Source organism: Gordonia alkaliphila, assembly GCF_023017165.1.
In the GTDB taxonomy this organism is placed as follows: Bacteria; Actinomycetota; Actinomycetes; order Mycobacteriales; family Mycobacteriaceae; genus Gordonia; species Gordonia alkaliphila.
The window spans coordinates 3,076,883-3,094,274 of the sequence record NZ_JALKBW010000001.1; the positions used below are offsets into that span (position 1 = coordinate 3,076,883).

Sequence of the window (17,392 nt, forward strand, 5' to 3'; positions counted from 1 at the left end):
TCTCCAGAATTGAGGAACACCCACCGTGCTGATCACCGGTTTCCCCGCTGGCATGTTCTCGACCAACTGCTACGTCGTCGCCGATGAGGAACGACGCGAGGCCGTCGTGATCGATCCGGGTCAGGATGCGGCCCCCCAGGTCCGCGAACTGCTCGCCGAGCACGGTCTGACGCCGGTGGCGGTGTTCCTGACGCACGGCCATCTGGATCACACCTGGAACGCGCAGGAACTGGCCGACGAGTACTCGGTGCCGGTGTACATCCATCCCGACGATCGCGGCATGCTCGTCGATCCCGGCGAGGGCATGGGCAAGGTCCTGGCGTCGATGATCGGTGTCATGGAGTTCCGCGAGCCGGAGAAGGTCATCGAGTTCGTCGACGGCGAGGACGTCGACGTGGCGGGCGTGCGCTGGAGCGTCGACCACGCACCGGGGCACACCCGCGGCAGCGTGCTGTTGTCCATCGACGTGCCGACCGAGGCCGGACCCGCCGCCGTCTGCTTCAGCGGTGACGTGCTGTTCCAGGGATCGATCGGCCGGACCGATCTCCCCGGCGGCAACCACCAGCAGCTGCTCGACTCGATCGACGAACGCCTGATGGGCCGCGACGATCAGACCCTGATACTGCCCGGGCACGGCCCGCAGACCACCATCGGCGCCGAGCGCGCCGCCAACCCGTTCCTGCAGGATCTGCCGGGCGCGACCAAGAAGGGACGTTTCGGACTGTGAGTGGAGAATTCGCCGCACCCAAGGGGGTGCCGGACTACTTCCCGCCGGCCTCGGCCGACTTCCTGGCCGTCCGCAACGCCCTGACCGACGCCGCACACCGCGCCGGCTACGGACACATCGAATTGCCGATCTTCGAGGACACCGCGCTGTTCGCGCGCGGCGTCGGCGAATCCACCGATGTGGTCAGCAAGGAGATGTACACCTTCGCCGACCGCGGCGGTCGCAGCGTCACCCTGCGTCCGGAGGGCACCGCGGGCGTGATGCGCGCGGTGATCCAGCACGGCCTGGACCGCGGCCAGCTGCCGGTCAAGGTCTGCTACGCCGGCCCCTTCTTCCGGTACGAACGCCCGCAGGCCGGTCGCTACCGGCAGCTGCAACAGGTGGGCGTGGAAGCCATCGGCGTCGACGATCCGGCGCTCGACGCCGAGGTCATCGCGGTGGCCGACGAGGGCTACCGTCGTCTCGGACTCTCCGGGTACCGCCTGGAACTGACCTCGCTGGGCGACGATACCTGCCGTCCCCGCTACCGCGAGGCGCTGCAGGAGTTCCTGCTCGGTCTGGATCTGGACGAGGCCACCCGCGAACGCGCCCGGATCAACCCCCTGCGCGTGCTCGACGACAAGCGCCCGGAGATCAAGGAGGCGACCGCGACCGCGCCGCTGATGATCGACTACCTCAGCGATTCGGCGGGGGAACACTTCGCCCAGGTGCGCCGTCATCTCGACCGGCTCGGCGTGCCCTACGAACTGAATCCGCGCCTGGTCCGCGGGCTCGACTACTACACCAAGACCACCTTCGAGTTCGTGCACGACGGTCTCGGCGCCCAGTCGGGCATCGGCGGCGGCGGTCGGTACGACGGCCTGATGGCCGCGATCGGCGGTAAGCAGGAGCTGTCCGGCATCGGTTTCGGCATCGGCGTCGACCGCACGGTGCTGGCCCTGGCGGCCGAGAACGTGTCGGTGGCCGGTGAGGGGCGCGTCCAGGTATTCGGCGTACCGCTCGGCGCAGCCGCGAAGGACGAACTGGTCGCCCTGGCCGGGCGGCTCCGCGAGCACGGCGTCAGCGTCGACCTCGCCTACGGCGACCGCGGCCTCAAGGGTGCGATGAAGGCCGCCGACCGCTCCGGTGCCCGCCTGGCGCTGGTGCTGGGCGAGAACGAGCTCGCCGACGGGACCATCGAGATCAAGGACCTCGCCGACGGTCAGCAGACCAAGGTGGCCCTCGACGGCATCGTGGCCGAGGTGCGCGCCCGCCTGAACCTCGGCTGAGGTTCCGGCGGGGCGCCGCCCGGTTCGCGACTACAGGTCGTTGGTGGCGAAGGTGTTGCAGCGGTTGGGCTGACCGGACTCGTAGCCGATGGTGAACCAGCGCACGCGCTGCTCGGCCGAACCGTGCGTCCAGCTCTCCGGGTTGGAGCGCGAACCCTGGATGGTGTCGTCGCCGATCGCCTTGGCGCTCTGGATCACGGTGGCGATCTGCTGATCGGTCAGCGGGGCGAGCAGGGCGTCGGGGCCCTTGTCGGCGTGCGCGGCCCACACGCCGGCGAGGCAGTCGGCCTGCAACTCGATGCGGACCGATCCCTCGTTGCCCATCCGCTGGCCCTTGGCGAGGACGCCGGTGAGGTTCTCGATGTGGTGCGCGAACTCGTGGGCCACCACGTACTCCTGCGCGAGCGGGCCGTCGGACCCGCCCATGCGCTTGAGCTCGCTGAAGAACGACGGATCGAAGTAGGCGGTCTCGTCGGCGGGGCAGTAGAACGGGCCCATCGCCGACGACGCGGCGCCGCACGCGGTCTGGATCGACCCGGAGAAGATCACCGTCTTGGGGGCGGTGTAGCCGGACATCAGCTTCGGCCACACGCGGTTCAGGCTGTTGGTCGTGGCCACGATCCGGCAGACGTCGTCGGTGTTGGCCTGCTCGATGGTGCAGTTGTCGATCTTCTCCTGCAGCGCGGCGTTCGACCCGACGTCAGACGGCTGCGAGACGCTGCTGCCGGTGCCGCCCATGAGGTCGCCCGGATTGATGCCGAAGAGCAACGCCACGATGGTCAGGATCAGACCGGCGCCGCCGCCGAGCGCGATCTTGCCGCCGCCGAATCCGCCTCCGCCGCCGGAGCCGCCCGCGCTGACGCCGCTGGTATCGAGCCCACCACTACCTTGGAAAGTCACAAGGCTCATGATGGCACGAGCGTGGGCGACTTCGGTGTGCAAGTGAGCCGAACCGGACGCGAGATGCCCGTAATGGCCCGCGCCCTCTAAGATCAAGGGTTGAGTCATGCCTGCCGTCCGGCATCGCTGACCCGGCACCGCTGAAAGGAACTCAGTGCTTCGCACCCACCTCGCCGGTTCTCTTCGTCCCGAGAACGCCAACCAGAGTGTCACCGTCGTCGGTTGGGTGGCGCGTCGCCGTGACCACGGCGGCGTCGTCTTCATCGACCTGCGCGACAGTTCCGGTCTGGTGCAGGTGGTCTTCCGCGACGAGCAGGTCGCCGAGGCCGCGCACAAGCTGCGCGCCGAGTTCTGCGTCCAGGTGACCGGCGACGTGGAGGTGCGCCCGGAGGGCAGCGCCAACGCCGCCCTGAGCTCCGGCGAGATCGAGATCAACGCGCGCGAGTTGATCGTGCTCAACGAGTCCGCTCCGCTGCCGTTCCAGCTCGACGAGCAGCCCGGTGAGGAGGCGCGCCTGCGTCATCGCTACCTGGATCTGCGTCGCGAAGGCCCCGCGAAGGCGATCCGGCTGCGCTCGCAGGCCAACGCCGCGGCCCGCTCCGTGCTGGCCGCACACGACTTCCTGGAGATCGAGACCCCGACGCTCACCCGGTCCACCCCGGAGGGCGCCCGCGACTTCCTGGTGCCCGCGCGCCTGCAGCCCGGTTCCTTCTACGCCCTGCCGCAGAGCCCGCAGCTGTTCAAGCAGCTGCTGATGGTGTCCGGCATGGAGCGCTACTACCAGATCGCGCGCTGCTACCGCGACGAGGACTTCCGCGCCGACCGCCAGCCGGAGTTCACCCAGCTCGACGTCGAGATGAGTTTCGTCGACGAGGACGACGTGATCGCCCTCGCCGAAGAGATCCTCGCCGCGCTGTGGAAGCTGATCGGCTACGAGATCACCACGCCGATCCCGCGCCTGACCTACGCGGACGCCATGCGCCGCTACGGCAGCGACAAGCCCGACCTGCGCTTCGACATCGAACTGGTCGAGTGCACCGAGTACTTCGCCGACACCCCGTTCCGTGTCTTCCAGGCCCCGTACGTGGGCGCCGTGGTGATGGCGGGCGGCGCCTCGCAGCCGCGTCGCCAGCTCGACGCCTGGCAGGAATGGGCCAAGCAGCGCGGCGCCAAGGGTCTGGCCTACGTGCTGGTCGGCGAGGACGGGACCCTCGGCGGGCCCGTCGCCAAAAACCTGTCCGACGCCGAGCGCGCGGGGCTGGCGGACCACGTCGGTGCCCAGCCGGGCGACTGCGTCTTCTTCGCCGCCGGCGCCGTCAAGGCGAGCCGGGCGCTGCTCGGTGCCGCCCGCGGCGAGATCGCGCAGAAGCTGGACCTGATCAAGGACGGCGACTGGGCCTTCACCTGGGTGGTCGACGCCCCGATGTTCGAGCCGGCCGACGAGGCCACCGCGTCCGGTGACGTCGCCGTGGGCGACGGCGCCTGGACCGCCGTCCACCACGCCTTCACCTCGCCCAAGCCCGAGTGCCTGGACACCCTGGAGGCCGATCCCGGCGCCGCGGTGGCCTACGCCTACGACATCGTCTGCAACGGCAACGAGATCGGTGGCGGATCGATCCGTATCCACCGCCGCGACCTGCAGGAACGCGTCTTCGCGATCATGGGCATCGAGCACGACGAGGCGCAGGAGAAGTTCGGCTTCCTACTCGACGCCTTCGCCTACGGTGCGCCGCCGCACGGCGGCATCGCCTTCGGCTGGGACCGCATCACCGCGCTGCTCGCCGGTGAGCCGTCGATCCGCGAAGTGATCGCCTTCCCGAAGTCGGGCGGCGGCGTCGACCCGCTGACCGATGCACCGGCGCCGATCACCGCGCAGCAGCGCAAGGAGTCGGGCATCGATGCCCAGCCCGCTCCCAAGCAGCCCGCTCCCAAGCAGCCCGGCCAGAAGGTCGAGGCCGACGCCAACCGATGACCGCTGTAGTCGCGCATTTCCTGTCCGAGGCACTCGCCGCCGGGCAGGCGCTGCTGACTCGGCGAGCAGGGTCCACCGTCGAGGTCTTCGATCCCGAAGACCTCGGCGGCACCGGCCGCAGCACGGTGGTCCGCGCTCGTCTCGGCGAGAATCCGCTCGGCGTGGGCCGCACCGTGGTGATCAAGGTGCTCGATGACGGAGCGCCCACCGCGCCCTTCCTCCGGGAAGTGGCGGGGTACCGCTACGCCACCGCGTTGCCGAGTCAGTCCCGTCCGGGCCCGCAGCTCCTCGCGGCCGATGAGGTGCGCCGCATCCTGGTGCTGTCCGACCTCGGCCACGGCCGCGGCATGATCGAACTGCTCTCTGAGGACTTCGACGATGCCGCTCGCGGTGTGAGTGCGTGGGGCCAGGCCCTGGGCCGCATGCATGCGGCCACCGTCGGCGGTGAAGAAGACTTCGATGCGTTGCTCCGACAGGCCGTCGGCCGGACCGACGACGGTGACGCGTGCGGTACCGATGCGGTGGCCGCACAGGCCGCCGCGGCCCGCGATGGCGCGCACGAACTGGTGGCGCGGCTGGGCATCGACCTCTCGCCGCGACTGGCCGCGGAACTCACCGCTGGCTGCGGCCTGTTCGCCGGCGGGGACCTGCGCGCGTTCAGCCCGTCGGACGTGGGGCCGGAGAACATCCTGCTCAACGACGACGGCGTGCAGTTCATGGACTACGAGTTCGCCGCCTTCCGCGATGCTTCGCTGGACGTCGCCTACGCGCTCGTCACGTTCCCGGCCTACCTCGGCGAGGCCTCGGTGAGTCGGCGCGCGGACCTGGAGCGGAAGCTGGTCGACGCGTGGCGCGCCGAGGTGAAGGGCCTGTGGCCCAATCTGACCCGCGACGCCGGACTCGTCCGTCCGCTCCTGCACGCGCGCACCCTCTGGGTGTGGCTGAGCACGCATTGGATCGTGGCCGGCGGTACCGGCGGCCACGACTGGGCGTTGCACACCACCGACGCCCGCGTGGTGCTGACCCGGTGGGCCGACCTGGCGGATGCGGCGCGGACCGTCGACGACGACGAACTCGCCGAGGCGGCCACCGCGATGGAGCGGGCGCTGGCGCACTTCTGGTTCGACTGAGCGCGATGACCGACCCCGAACCCGGACTGTTCGCCGCCCCCGGCGACGACGCACCGGCGCCCGCCGCCGCGCCGCACCCGGGTTCGGCGGTCCCGCCGCTCGCGGTGCGCATGCGACCGCGGACGCTCGACGAGATCGTCGGGCAGCAGCATCTGCTCGGTGAACGGTCGCCGCTGCGCCGCCTGATCGAAGGGTCCGGCGCGTCGTCGGTCCTGCTGTACGGCCCGCCCGGCACCGGTAAGACCACCATGGCGTCGATGATCAGCGGTGCCACCGGCGGGCGCTTCGAGTCGCTGTCGGCACTGTCGGCGGGAGTCAAAGAAGTACGCGCGGTGATCGACCTCGCGCGCCGCCGCCTCGCTCAGGGCCAGCAGACGGTGCTGTTCATCGACGAAGTCCACCGGTTCTCCAAGACCCAGCAGGACGCGCTGCTCGACGCCGTGGAGAACCGGATCGTGCTGCTGGTCGCGGCCACTACGGAGAATCCGTCGTTCTCGGTGGTGGCGCCCCTGCTGTCCCGGTCGTTGGTACTGCAGCTGCGGCCCCTCGAAGACGACGACATCGCCACGGTGCTGCAGCGGGCGATCGACGATCCGCGCGGCCTCGGCGGCGCGGTGGCGTTGTCGGACGAGGCACGCGACCATCTCGTCTCGATCGCCGGCGGCGATGCCCGGCGCGCGTTGACGGCGCTGGAGGCCAGCGCCGACGGTGTGCTGCGCGGCGAGGAGTCCGACGAGTCCGACACGGCGCCGCGGGAGATCGCGGTGGCCGACGTCGAGGCCGCGGTGGACCGCGCCGCGGTGCGCTACGACCGCGACGGCGACCAGCACTACGACGTGATCAGCGGCTTCATCAAGTCCATCCGCGGTTCCGACGTCGACGCCGCCCTGCACTACCTGGCGCGGATGATCACCGCGGGGGAGGACCCGCGCTTCATCGCCCGCCGCCTGATGATCCACGCGAGCGAAGACATCGGCATGGCCGATCCGACGGCATTGCAGACCGCGGTCGCCGCCGCGCAGGTGGTGGCGCTGGTCGGCATGCCGGAGGCGCGGCTGGCCCTGGCGCAGGCCACCATTCATCTCGCGACGGCCCCGAAGTCGCCGGGCGTGGTGGCGGCGCTCGGGGCGGCGATGAGCGATGTCAGCAGCGGCCGCATCGGTCTGGTGCCGCCGCACCTGCGCGACGGCCACTACAGCGGCGCCGAGGCGATGGGCAGCGGCGTCGGCTACAAGTACGCGCACGATTACCCGGGCGGCGTCGTCGCCCAGCAGTATCCGCCCGATCCGCTGGTCGGCCGCGACTATTACGCGCCCACCGAACACGGCTTCGAGCGGGAACTCGGTCCGCGCGTGGGTCGCCTCCGGGCCATCGTGCGCGGGTTGACCGGTCGCCGGTAGACTGACGGGCTGACTACCCGCGATTGTTGAGCGAAGGACATTCAGCCCAGTGCAGACGCATGAAATCCGGAAACGCTTCCTGGATCACTTCATCCGGGCCGGACACACCGAGGTGCCCAGCGCCCCCTTGATTCTGGACGATCCGAACCTGCTGTTCGTCAATGCCGGCATGGTGCCCTTCAAGCCGTACTTCCTGGGGGACCAGACGCCGCCCTTCCCGCGCGCCACCAGCGTGCAGAAGTGCGTGCGCACCCTCGACATCGAGGAGGTGGGCGTCACCACGCGTCACAACACCTTCTTCCAGATGGCAGGCAACTTCGCCTTCGGCGACTACTTCAAGCGCGAGGCCATCGAGTTCGCGTGGTCGCTGCTGACCGATCCGGTGGAGCAGGGCGGCTACGGCATGGACCCGGAGCGCCTGTGGCCCACGGTCTACGTCGACGACGACGAGGCCGAAGGCATCTGGCGCGACGTGATCGGCGTGCCCGCCGAGCGCATTCAGCGTCGGGGGATGGCCGACAACTTCTGGTCGATGGGCGTGCCCGGACCGTGCGGTCCGTGCTCGGAGATCTTTTACGACCGCGGCCCCGAATACGGTGTCGAAGGCGGCCCGGAGGCCGACGAGGATCGCTACATCGAGATCTGGAACCTCGTGTTCATGCAGGACGAACGCGGCGAGGGCACCAGCAAGGACGATTACGAGATCCTCGGCCCGCTGCCGAAGAAGAACATCGACACCGGCATGGGCATCGAGCGTGTCGCCTGCCTGCTGCAGGGTGTCGACAACGTCTACGAGACCGATCTGCTCAAGCCGGTCATCGACCTCGCCTCCGCGCTCAGCGGCCGCGTCTACGGCGCAGGCAACGCCGAAGACGACGTGCGTTTCCGCGTCATCGCCGACCACTCGCGCACCGCCGTGATGCTGATCGGTGACGGCGTGATCCCGGGCAACGACGGTCGCGGCTACGTGCTGCGCCGCCTGCTGCGTCGCGTGGTCCGCTCGATGCGACTGCTCGGTGCCACCGCACCCACGATGGCCGCCATCGTGGAGAAGGTCATCGAGAACATGAGCCCGGCGTACCCGGAGCTCGCCGAGCAGCACGACCACATCCTGACCGTCGCCGTCGCCGAGGAGACCTCGTTCGGCCGCACCCTGGCCTCGGGTTCGGTGTTGTTCGCCGAGGCCGCTAGCGCCACCAAGGCCGCCGGCCGGGAGCGGATCAGCGGCGACGACGCCTTCACCCTGCACGACACCTACGGTTTCCCGATCGACCTGACCCTGGAGATGGCCGCCGAGGCCGGTCTGCAGGTGGACCGCGAAGGCTTCACCGAGCTGATGGCCGAGCAGCGTCGACGCGCCAAGGCCGACGCCGCGGCCCGCAAGTCCGGACACGCCGACCTGTCGGCCTACCGCGACTTCCTCGATCGCGGCCCCACCGAGTTCACCGGCTTCACCGAACTGGTCAGCAACGCTCGCGTCCTCGGCATGGTCGCCGACGGCGAGCGCGTGCTGGCGGCCACCCCGGGCACCGAGGTGGAACTGGTGCTGGACCGGACGCCGCTGTACGCCGAATCCGGCGGCCAGACCGCCGACATCGGCACCATCACCACCACCGGCGGCGCGCGCCTGGCCGTCAAGGACGTGCAGAAGCTCAACAAGCAGGTCTGGCTGCATCGCGGTGTGGTGGAGGCCGGCGAGATCGTCGAGGGCGACGAGGTGTTGGCCTCGGTGGACTCCGGCTGGCGGCACGGGGCCACCCAGGGCCACTCGGGCACCCATCTGGTGCACGCCGCGCTGCGGCAGGTCCTCGGACCCACCGCCACCCAGGCCGGTTCGTTGAACCGTCCCGGCTACCTGCGCTTCGACTTCCACGCCTCGTCGCCGCTGAGCGATGACCAGCGCGCGCAGATCGAGCAGATCAGCAACGAGGCCGTCGCGGCCAACTACACGGTCAACACCTTCGAGACCGACCTGGCCAAGGCCAAGGAGATGGGCGCGCTGGCGCTGTTCGGCGAGAACTACGGCGACGACGTGCGTGTCGTGGAGATCGGCGGACCGTTCTCGATGGAGCTGTGCGGCGGCACCCACGTCGGCACCTCCGCCCAGATCGGCCCGGTCACGGTGATCGGCGAAGGGTCGGTGGGCTCCGGTGTGCGCCGCGTCGAGGCCTACGTCGGCATGGATTCGCTGCGCTACCTGTCCAAGGAGCGGGCCCTGATGGCCGGTCTGTCGGCGTCGCTGAAGGTGCCGTCCGAGCAGGTGCCCGACCGCGTCGAGCAGCTCGTCACGCGTCTCAAGGAGGCGGAGAAGGCGCTCGACGCCGTCCGTGCCGAGCAGGCCCGCGCGGCCGTCGGCAGCCTGATCGACGACGCCGAGTCCGTCGGCGGCACCCTCGTGGTGGCCGGCCGGGTGGGCGACGGCGTGGACGCGAACGGTCTGCGGACCCTCGTCACCGAACTGCGCGGCAAGGTGGCCGACCGGGATGCCGTGGTGGCCCTGTTCGCCGTCGACGGCGCCAAGGTCCCGTTCGTGGTGGCGACCACCGCGGCCGCCCGCGACCGCGGTCTCAAGGCCGGTGCCCTGGTGGGCGAGGTGGCGCCGCTGGTGTCCGGTCGAGGGGGCGGCAAGCCGGACCTGGCCCAGGGTTCGGGCAGCGATGCCGCAGGCATCGATGCCGCGCTGCGGCGGATTCGCGACATCATCGGGGAGCAGTGATCGCCCCGCGCGGTCGGCGCCTGGCGATCGACGTCGGCAGCGTGCGGGTCGGGGTCGCCACGTGCGACCCGGACGGCATCCTGGCGACGCCGGTGGAGACGGTGCAGCGCACGCCCGACGACGCCGATGTGCGGCGGGTCGCGGCGCTGGCGGCCGAGTACGAAGTGATCGAGGTGATCGTCGGTCTGCCGCGCACGCTGCGCAACACCGACGGTCCGGCCGTGGAGGCCGCCCGCGACTTCGGGGACCAGGTGGCCGCGGCCGTCGCCCCGGTGCCGGTGCTGTACCACGACGAACGCCTCACGACGGTGACCGCGGCCGGTGCGCTGCGGGCCAGCGGACGGAAGGGTAAAGCCGCGCGCGCCGTGATCGATCAGGCCGCCGCGGTGGCTATCCTTCAGGGATGGCTGGATGCCCGACGCAACCAAGGACGGGACGCAAGTGACTGACGAGAACGGCCCGGAACGCCCGATTCCGGGGCATCGCGCTGAGCCGCCCACGCGGCATCGGCGTCGTCGTGCCCCGGGTGATCCGACGACGACGGGCAGTATCCCGATCGTGCGGACGCCGTCGGATATGCCCGACCCGACGGTGGACTACCGACGGCCCGAGCGGTCGCCCAACCCGTATCTGGAGATCCGCTACTCGCAGACCGAGTTGCCGCAGATGCAGTTCGGCTCGACGTTCACCGAGCCCCCCGCGGCTCCGACGAAACCGGCCGCACCGCGGACTCCGGTGACCCCGGCCGCGCCGTCGGCGGCTCCGGCTCCCACACCACCGCCCGCGGCACCGCCGCAGCGTCCGGTCGCCGCGGCACCGCCGCCTGCTTCCACGGCCCCGCCTACGGCGCCGGTTTCCACGGCCCGCAGGCAGCGCCCACCTTCGACATTCTCGACGAGGTCGCGACGGCGCCCGCCGCGGCTGCCCCGCCGACCGTTCGTCCCGTCCCGCTCGCTGCCGAACCGATCGTGCCCGAGCCCGCCGTGCTCGAGCCGCTGGCCGCCGAGCCGCCGGCCGCGGAGCCGGCCGCGCCCGCGCCGCCGATCGAGCCGCCGGACAACCCGGATTGGCTCGACGACGCGGAGCCGGGCCCCGGTATGCCCGCGCGGCGCAAGCGCGGTCGGATGATCTTCGCCATGGTGGCCGTTCTCGTGCTGCTGGTGTCGGTGGGCCTGGTCGGCATGCGCCAGCTCGGCGTCTTCGACTCGCGCAAGGACTTCGACTCCACCACCGGCGGTGCCATGGTGCTGGTGGCGGTCCCCGAGGATGCCTCCCTGCGCGAATTCGGGCGGTTGCTCACCGACGCGGGCGTGGTCGGCAGTCAGCGGGCCTTCGTCGACGCCGCCGGGAACCAGGCGCTGTCGGCGGGCTACTACGAACTTCCGACCGGTATCTCGGCCACGACCGCGGTCGATCGGATCGCCGGCGGCGAGAGCCGCGTGGGACGCGTCGTGATCCCCGAGGGCCTGCAGCTCGACTCCAAGACCGGTGTCGACGGCAAGGTGACCCCCGGCATCTTCCAGATGCTCGCCGATGCCACGTCGCTCGAGGCCGACGGACGCACGTACGGCGTCACCGTCGAGCAGTTGCAGACGGCGGCGGCGCAGTCGTCGGCGGCCGAACTGGGCGTGCCCGAGTGGGCGACGTCGGCGCTGACCAAGCTCGACGGCGATCACCGCCGGATCGAGGGGCTGATCGCGTCCGGAGCGTGGGAGGACGTCGATCCCCGGTTGGACGCGAAGGAACTGCTGAATTCGCTCATCACGCGCAGTGCCACCCGGTTCGAGACGTGGGGGCTGCTCAGCGCCAACGATTCGGGCCTGTTGCCGTACGACACGCTGGTGGTGGCCTCCATCGTCGAACGTGAAGTGAGCCAGCCCGACGACTACGCCAAGGTGGCGCGGGTGATCCTCAACCGTCTGGACAAGGGCCAGAAGCTGGAGATGGATTCCACAGCCAACTACACGGCCGCCATCACCAACATCGATGTCTTCGGTGAGGCCTACACCTCGAAGACTGAGTGGAACACCTACCAGCGGGAAGGTCTGCCGGTGACGCCGATCGGCGCGGTCGGCGAGCGTGCGTTGGCCGCGGTGGAGAATCCGTCCGAGGGGAATTGGCTGTACTTCGTGACCGTGGACAAGCAGGGCACCACGCTGTTCGCGCAGAGCTACGAGCGGCACAAGAAGAACCGCGACGTGGCCTGCAAGAACAAGTTCATCACCACCGGCTGCAGCTGATGACGGCGCGTAAGGCGGCGGTGCTCGGATCGCCGGTGCGGCATTCGCGTTCGCCCGATCTGCACCGGGCGGCGTACGCCGCGCTCGGTCTGGACGGCTGGACGTACGACCGGCTGGAGACCACCGCCGAGGAACTGCCCGAGCGGGTCGCCGCGGCGGGACCGGAATGGGTCGGCTTCTCGGTGACCATGCCGGGCAAGCTGGCCGCGCTGGAGGTGGCCGACGAGGTCACCGAGCGGGCCGCGTTGATCGGCTCAGCTAACACCCTGGTGCGTCTGCCGGACGGCCGGTGGCGCGCCGATTGCACCGATGTCGACGGGATGACGGGCGCCCTGCGGGAAGCGGCGGTGCCCGCCGACGCGGACCGCGCCGTGGTGATCGGTGCCGGCGGCACGTCGCTGCCGACCATTGCCGCGCTCGCCGACTGGGGCGTGCACGAGGTGACGATCTCCGCGCGCAGCGCGGCACGGGCGTCCGGAGCGGTGGATCTGGCGCATCGGCTGGGGCTGGCCTGCACCGTGGTCGGTTTCGAGGACGGTCCGCCGTTGGCGTCCGCGGCGGCCGACGCCGACGTGGTGATCTCCACGGTTCCGGCCACCGCGACGGCCCCGGTGCTCGCGTCGCTGCGGGCCTCCCGTCGCCTGATCGACGTGATCTACGATCCGTGGCCCACACCGCTGGCGAGCGCGGTGAACGAGGCCGGCGGCATCGTCGTGGGCGGCCTCGTCATGCTGCTGAACCAGGCGTACAGCCAGGTGGAGCAGTTCACCGGGCGGCCGGCACCGCGCGCGGCGATGGCGACCGCGCTGACCTGACGTCCCGCCTGTGGACAGCCCGCGCCTGGCGGGCGAGCCTGTGGACGGCCGCGGGGGCGTCGTCGGCTCGGGCGGCCACGCTGAGGGGCATGGGGTGGTTCGTCGCGGGATACCTGGTGGTGTTGGCGGTGATCGACGCGCGGACCGGGCGCATCCGGAATGTGCTGAGCGTGCCGCTGCTGGGCGCGTCGGTGCTGCTGATCCTGGCCGAGCCGTCGGCGGGTGCGGCTGCGGTGGCGGCCGCCGTGCCCTATCTGATCGGGTTCTTCGGTCGCGGCTGCGGCGGGGGAGACGTGAAGCTGGCGGTCGGCTGCGGCGCCCTGCTCGGCAACCCGCTGACCGCGCTGCTGGCGGTGGCCGGGGCCGGAGCGTTGACTGCGGCGGCGTGCCTGGCCACGGGCCGGTCGGCGGTCCCGCACGGTCCGGCCCTCGTCCTGGCGACGGTGATGCTGTGGCTGGTGCCGGTCGGTAACTATTGAGACTCATGAGGTTATTGGGTCTGGAGTTGTAGGAGTGGCTCCCGCTACGGTGAGGGCGTGCAGCTGTCTCGTCGTCGTTTCCTGTCCACCGTCGCCGCCGGGGCCGTCGGCCTCGGCGTCGGCGCGCTCGTGCCCGCGGGGACGGCGCAGGCCGTCGGGTCCTCGGAACTGCCGCCGTCGCTGCCGCCCGGCACTTCGCTGGGCACCCTGCTCGACTACGCCGTCGGAGTGCCTGATCCGAAAGCGGTCGCGGCTGCCGGGCACGCCGGGGTGATCCGCTACGTGTCCGATCGTCGGCCCGGTGCCGAGTACATGACCGGCAAGCCACTGCTGGCCGCCGAGGCCTCCGCGATGCGGGCGGCCGGACTCACCGTCGTCTCCAACTATCAGTTCGGCAAGGCTGAGACCGCCGACTGGCTCGGCGGCTATCCCGCGGGCCTGCAGCACGGGCGTCGCGGCGCGGCGCTGCACACCGAGGCCGGGGGGCCGGCCGGCGCCCCGATCTACGTCTCGATCGACGACGACCCCAGCTTCAGTCAGTTCGTCACGCGGATCGCGCCGTACCTGCTGGCGTGGAACTCGGTGATCGGTCCGGCGCGCGTCGGCGTGTACGGCAACGCGCAGGCCATCCAGTGGGCGTCGAACACCGGTTTGGCGCGGTGGTTCTGGCAGCACGACTGGGGCACGCCCAAGGGCTATCTCCATCCGGCCGCTCACCTGCATCAAATCCCCGGCCAGCGCACCGTCGGCGGCATCAACGTCGACGTCAACACGGTTCTGAAGGCCGACTACGGCCAGTGGCGCTGAGCCGCTGACGCACCGCCGCCGCGCTTCTGGAAGAATCGGTCACTGTGCTGCGCTGGACTACTGCTGGAGAATCCCACGGACCCGCCCTGATCGCGATGATCGAGGGCATGGTGGCCGGGGTCGAGGTCACCTCGTCAGATATCGCCGAACAACTCGCCCGTCGGCGCCTGGGCTACGGCCGCGGCGCGCGGATGAAGTTCGAGGCCGACAAACTCACCGTCGTCGGCGGCATCCGCCACGGCCTCACCATGGGCAGCCCGATCGCCATCGAGATCGGCAACTCCGAGTGGCCCAAGTGGGAACAGGTGATGGCGGCCGATCCGGTGGATCCGGCCGAGCTGGAGGGCAGCGCTCGCAATGCGCCGCTGACCCGCCCGCGCCCGGGCCACGCCGACTACTCGGGCATGCTCAAGTACGACTTCGACGACGCCCGCCAGGTCCTCGAGCGCGCCAGCGCCCGCGAGACGGCGGCCCGCGTCGCCGCAGGCACCGTGGCGCGCAACTTCCTGCGCCAGGTGCTCGGTATCGAGGTCCTCTCGCACGTCATCTCCATCGGCGACAGCGCCGACTACACCGGCCCGGCCCCGCGCTACAGCGATCTGCCGGCGATCGACGACAGCCCGGTCCGCTCCTTCGGCAAGGACGCCGAGGCGTCGATGATCGAGGAGATCGAAGCCGCCAAGCGCGACGGCGACACCCTCGGCGGCGTGGTGGAGATCATCGCCACCGGTGTGCCGATCGGTCTGGGCTCGCACGTGTCCGGCGAGACTCGCCTGGACGCCCGCCTGGCCGGCGCCCTGATGGGCATTCAGGCCATCAAGGGCGTCGAGGTGGGCGACGGCTTCACCACCGCCCGCCGCCGCGGCAGCGCCGCGCACGACGAGATGGTGCCCGGCGCCGACGGCGTGCTGCGGTCCACCAACCGGGCCGGCGGCCTGGAAGGCGGCATGACCAACGGTGAGGATCTGCGGGTCCGCATCGCCATGAAGCCGATCTCCACGGTGCCGCGCGCGCTGTCGACGGTGGACATGTCCACCGGCGAACCGGCCAGCGCCATCCACCAGCGCAGCGACGTGTGCGCCGTGCCGGCCGCCGGCGTCGTCGCCGAGGCGATGGTGGCCCTGGTGCTGGCCCAGGCGGCGCTGGACAAGTTCGGCGGCGACTCGGCGCGCGAGACCGCCGCCAACCTGCGTTCCTACCGCGACGCGATCGACGCGCGGCCGCCGCGGCCGTGACGCCCCGCGCCGTGCTCACCGGATTCATGGGATCCGGTAAGTCGACGGTGGGACGGGCCCTGGCCGCCGCACTCGGGGTGGACTACCTCGACACCGACGCCGAGATCGAGCGTCGGGCCGGGCGCAGCATCCCGGAGATCTTCGCCGACGGCGAAGCGGCCTTCCGCGCCGTCGAACGCGACACCGTGCTCGACGTCCTGGCCACTGCCGACGGTGTGGTCGCCCTCGGCGGGGGATCGGTGACCGTCCCGGACATCGCCGCCGCCCTGACCGGCCACCACGTGGTCTACCTGCAGGTCGACGCCGACACCGGGTTCGCCCGCGTCGCCGGTTCCGACCGCCCGCTGCTGGCGCACCCCGACCCGGCCGCGCGCTACGCCGAACTGCTGGCCGGACGCGTCGACGCCTATCGTGCCGTGGCCGCCCACACCGTCGACGCCGACGCGCCGATCGACCGCCTCGTCGCCCAGATCCTCACCGCATTGCCCCCGAACCAGGAGAACCCCTCATGACCGAGCCGGTAAAGGTGGCCGTCCGCGCGGCCGCACCGTACGACGTGACGATCGGGCGCGGCCTGCTGACCGACCTGGCCGAGGCCGTCGCCGGCGCCGACCGGGTGGCCGTGGTCTACCAGCCGCCGCTGCGTCAGACCGCCGAGCAGATCGTCGAGTTCCTCGGCGAACACGGCAAGGAGGCGCACCGCCTGGAGATCCCGGACGCCGAGGACGGCAAGGACCTGCAGGTCGCGTCGTACTGCTGGGAGGTCTTCGGCCGCATCGGCCTCAAGCGCAACGACAAGGTCGTGAGCCTCGGCGGCGGTGCCGCCACCGACCTCGCCGGCTTCGTCGCCGCCACCTGGATGCGCGGCATCGGCGTGGTGCACGTGCCGACCACCCTGCTCGCCATGGTGGACGCGGCCGTCGGCGGCAAGACCGGCATCAACACCGACGCCGGCAAGAATCTGGTCGGCTCCTTCCACGAGCCCGACGCCGTCCTCATCGACCTCGGCACCCTCGAATCGGTGCCGCGCAACGAGATCATCGCGGGCCTGGCCGAGGTCATCAAGACCGGCTTCATCGCCGACCCGGCGATCCTCGACCTCATCGAGGCCGACCCGGAAGCCGCGCTCGATCCGACCGGCACCGTGCTGCCCGAACTGATCCGGCGCAGCGTGCAGGTGAAGGCCGACGTGGTCTCCGCGGACCTCAAGGAGTCCTCGCTCCGGGAGATCCTCAACTACGGGCACACCCTCGGCCACGCCGTCGAGCGGCGGGAGCGCTACAAGTGGCGCCACGGCGCCGCCGTCTCGGTGGGCATGGTCTTCGCCGCCGAACTGGCCCGTCTGGCCGGGCGTCTCGACGATGCGACCGCCGACCGGCACCGGACGCTGCTGGAGCTGGTGGGTCTGCCCACCACCTACGACCCGGACGCGCTCGGCGAGCTGATGCAGTACATGGCCGGCGACAAGAAGAACCGCTCGGGCATGCTGCGCTTCGTGGTGCTCGACGGCCTGGCCAAGCCGGGTCGGCTCGAAGCCCCGGACCCGTCGTTGATCGCCGCCGCCTACGGCGCGATCGGCGGCCAGCGGGCCTCCGCCACCACCATCTCGCTCTAGCCCACGCTCACGTGTCGCGACCCTGATCGCGGGTCGCTCGCGGAGCCCTCCCGGCGAGGCGGCAGCAGGGTCGCGACACGGCCGAGCG

General features: G+C 70.9%; 16 protein-coding genes. 14 read left to right on the plus strand and 2 right to left on the minus strand.

The genetic code is table 11. The annotated features are described in order from the left end of the window. Positions 1-25: 25 nt before the first annotated feature. On the plus strand, positions 26-727 hold the full coding sequence (locus MUG78_RS14040) for an MBL fold metallo-hydrolase (protein WP_246995779.1): 702 nt from the start codon (positions 26-28) through the stop codon (positions 725-727). Beyond that, positions 724-1,995: a histidine--tRNA ligase gene (gene hisS, locus MUG78_RS14045; RefSeq protein WP_246995781.1), complete on the plus strand. Its 1,272-nt coding sequence runs from the start codon at positions 724-726 to the stop codon at positions 1,993-1,995. The genes MUG78_RS14040 and hisS overlap by 4 nt, the downstream gene beginning before the upstream one ends. A 30-nt stretch (positions 1,996-2,025) precedes the next feature. Here hisS and ypfJ read toward each other — a convergent pair whose 3' ends face one another. Next, complete coding sequence (ypfJ, locus tag MUG78_RS14050) at positions 2,026-2,895, minus strand: KPN_02809 family neutral zinc metallopeptidase (protein ID WP_246997064.1); 870 nt, start codon at positions 2,893-2,895, stop codon at positions 2,026-2,028. Between the two features lie 154 nt (positions 2,896-3,049). On the opposite strand from ypfJ, the gene aspS reads away from it, so the two are divergent. From aspS to ruvX, 5 genes are read left to right on the plus strand one after another with little or no spacing between them, the layout of a single operon-like run. Beyond that, a complete protein-coding gene (gene aspS / locus MUG78_RS14055) occupies positions 3,050-4,867 on the plus strand; it encodes an aspartate--tRNA ligase (protein WP_246995783.1) in 1,818 nt (605 codons plus the stop codon). Continuing rightward, positions 4,864-5,997, plus strand: a complete 1,134-nt coding sequence (locus MUG78_RS14060; RefSeq protein WP_246995785.1) for a protein kinase family protein — start codon at positions 4,864-4,866, stop codon at positions 5,995-5,997. The genes aspS and MUG78_RS14060 overlap by 4 nt, the downstream gene beginning before the upstream one ends. Positions 5,998-6,002: 5 nt before the next feature. After that, positions 6,003-7,397 carry a replication-associated recombination protein A gene (locus MUG78_RS14065; protein ID WP_246995787.1) on the plus strand — a complete coding sequence of 465 codons (1,395 nt, stop codon included), beginning with the start codon at positions 6,003-6,005 and terminating at the stop codon, positions 7,395-7,397. A 49-nt stretch (positions 7,398-7,446) separates the two neighbouring features. Beyond that, on the plus strand, positions 7,447-10,113 hold the full coding sequence (gene alaS, locus MUG78_RS14070) for an alanine--tRNA ligase (RefSeq protein WP_246995789.1): 2,667 nt from the start codon (positions 7,447-7,449) through the stop codon (positions 10,111-10,113). Beyond that, positions 10,110-10,562, plus strand: coding sequence for a Holliday junction resolvase RuvX (gene ruvX, locus MUG78_RS14075; protein WP_246995791.1), 453 nt, complete (start codon positions 10,110-10,112; stop codon positions 10,560-10,562). Before alaS ends, ruvX begins: the two co-directional genes overlap by 4 nt. A gap of 192 nt (positions 10,563-10,754) precedes the next feature. Here the strand turns inward: ruvX and MUG78_RS14080 are convergent, their stop codons facing one another. Further along, on the minus strand, positions 10,755-10,946 hold the full coding sequence (locus tag MUG78_RS14080; RefSeq protein WP_246995793.1) for a hypothetical protein: 192 nt from the start codon (positions 10,944-10,946) through the stop codon (positions 10,755-10,757). A gap of 135 nt (positions 10,947-11,081) precedes the next feature. On the opposite strand from MUG78_RS14080, the gene MUG78_RS14085 reads away from it, so the two are divergent. From MUG78_RS14085 to aroB, 7 genes are all read left to right on the plus strand, one after another. After that, a complete protein-coding gene (locus tag MUG78_RS14085) occupies positions 11,082-12,353 on the plus strand; it encodes an endolytic transglycosylase MltG (RefSeq protein ID WP_246995795.1) in 1,272 nt (423 codons plus the stop codon). Then, positions 12,353-13,168, plus strand: coding sequence for a shikimate dehydrogenase (locus MUG78_RS14090; RefSeq protein WP_246995797.1), 816 nt, complete (start codon positions 12,353-12,355; stop codon positions 13,166-13,168). Before MUG78_RS14085 ends, MUG78_RS14090 begins: the two co-directional genes overlap by 1 nt. 89 nt (positions 13,169-13,257) lie before the next feature. Then, the gene (locus MUG78_RS14095; RefSeq protein WP_246995799.1) at positions 13,258-13,647 is read left to right on the plus strand and encodes a prepilin peptidase; all 390 of its coding nucleotides are present in this window, start codon (positions 13,258-13,260) and stop codon (positions 13,645-13,647) included. 57 nt (positions 13,648-13,704) lie between these two features. After that, positions 13,705-14,454, plus strand: coding sequence for a DUF1906 domain-containing protein (locus MUG78_RS14100; protein ID WP_372493244.1), 750 nt, complete (start codon positions 13,705-13,707; stop codon positions 14,452-14,454). Positions 14,455-14,480: 26 nt separating this feature from the next. Continuing rightward, entirely contained in the window at positions 14,481-15,689 is a 1,209-nt protein-coding gene (aroC, locus tag MUG78_RS14105; RefSeq protein ID WP_281500317.1) for a chorismate synthase, read from the plus strand. Between the two features lie 26 nt (positions 15,690-15,715). Beyond that, positions 15,716-16,201 carry a shikimate kinase gene (locus tag MUG78_RS14110; RefSeq protein WP_246995800.1) on the plus strand — a complete coding sequence of 162 codons (486 nt, stop codon included), beginning with the start codon at positions 15,716-15,718 and terminating at the stop codon, positions 16,199-16,201. Further along, the gene (aroB, locus tag MUG78_RS14115; protein WP_246995802.1) at positions 16,198-17,304 is read left to right on the plus strand and encodes a 3-dehydroquinate synthase; all 1,107 of its coding nucleotides are present in this window, start codon (positions 16,198-16,200) and stop codon (positions 17,302-17,304) included. Before MUG78_RS14110 ends, aroB begins: the two co-directional genes overlap by 4 nt. Positions 17,305-17,392: the final 88 nt, after the last annotated feature.

Bases quoted from the DNA above. Each gene is read 5' to 3' on its own strand.
- aroB (WP_246995802.1), top strand. From the start codon at position 16,198: ATGACCGAGCCGGTAAAGGTGGCCGTCCGCGCGGCCGCACCGTACGAC.
- MUG78_RS14110 (WP_246995800.1), top strand. From the start codon at position 15,716: ATGGGATCCGGTAAGTCGACGGTGGGACGGGCCCTGGCCGCCGCACTC.
- MUG78_RS14060 (WP_246995785.1), top strand. From the start codon at position 4,864: ATGACCGCTGTAGTCGCGCATTTCCTGTCCGAGGCACTCGCCGCCGGG.
- MUG78_RS14090 (WP_246995797.1), top strand. From the start codon at position 12,353: ATGACGGCGCGTAAGGCGGCGGTGCTCGGATCGCCGGTGCGGCATTCG.
- MUG78_RS14095 (WP_246995799.1), top strand. From the start codon at position 13,258: ATGGGGTGGTTCGTCGCGGGATACCTGGTGGTGTTGGCGGTGATCGAC.
- MUG78_RS14065 (WP_246995787.1), top strand. From the start codon at position 6,003: ATGACCGACCCCGAACCCGGACTGTTCGCCGCCCCCGGCGACGACGCA.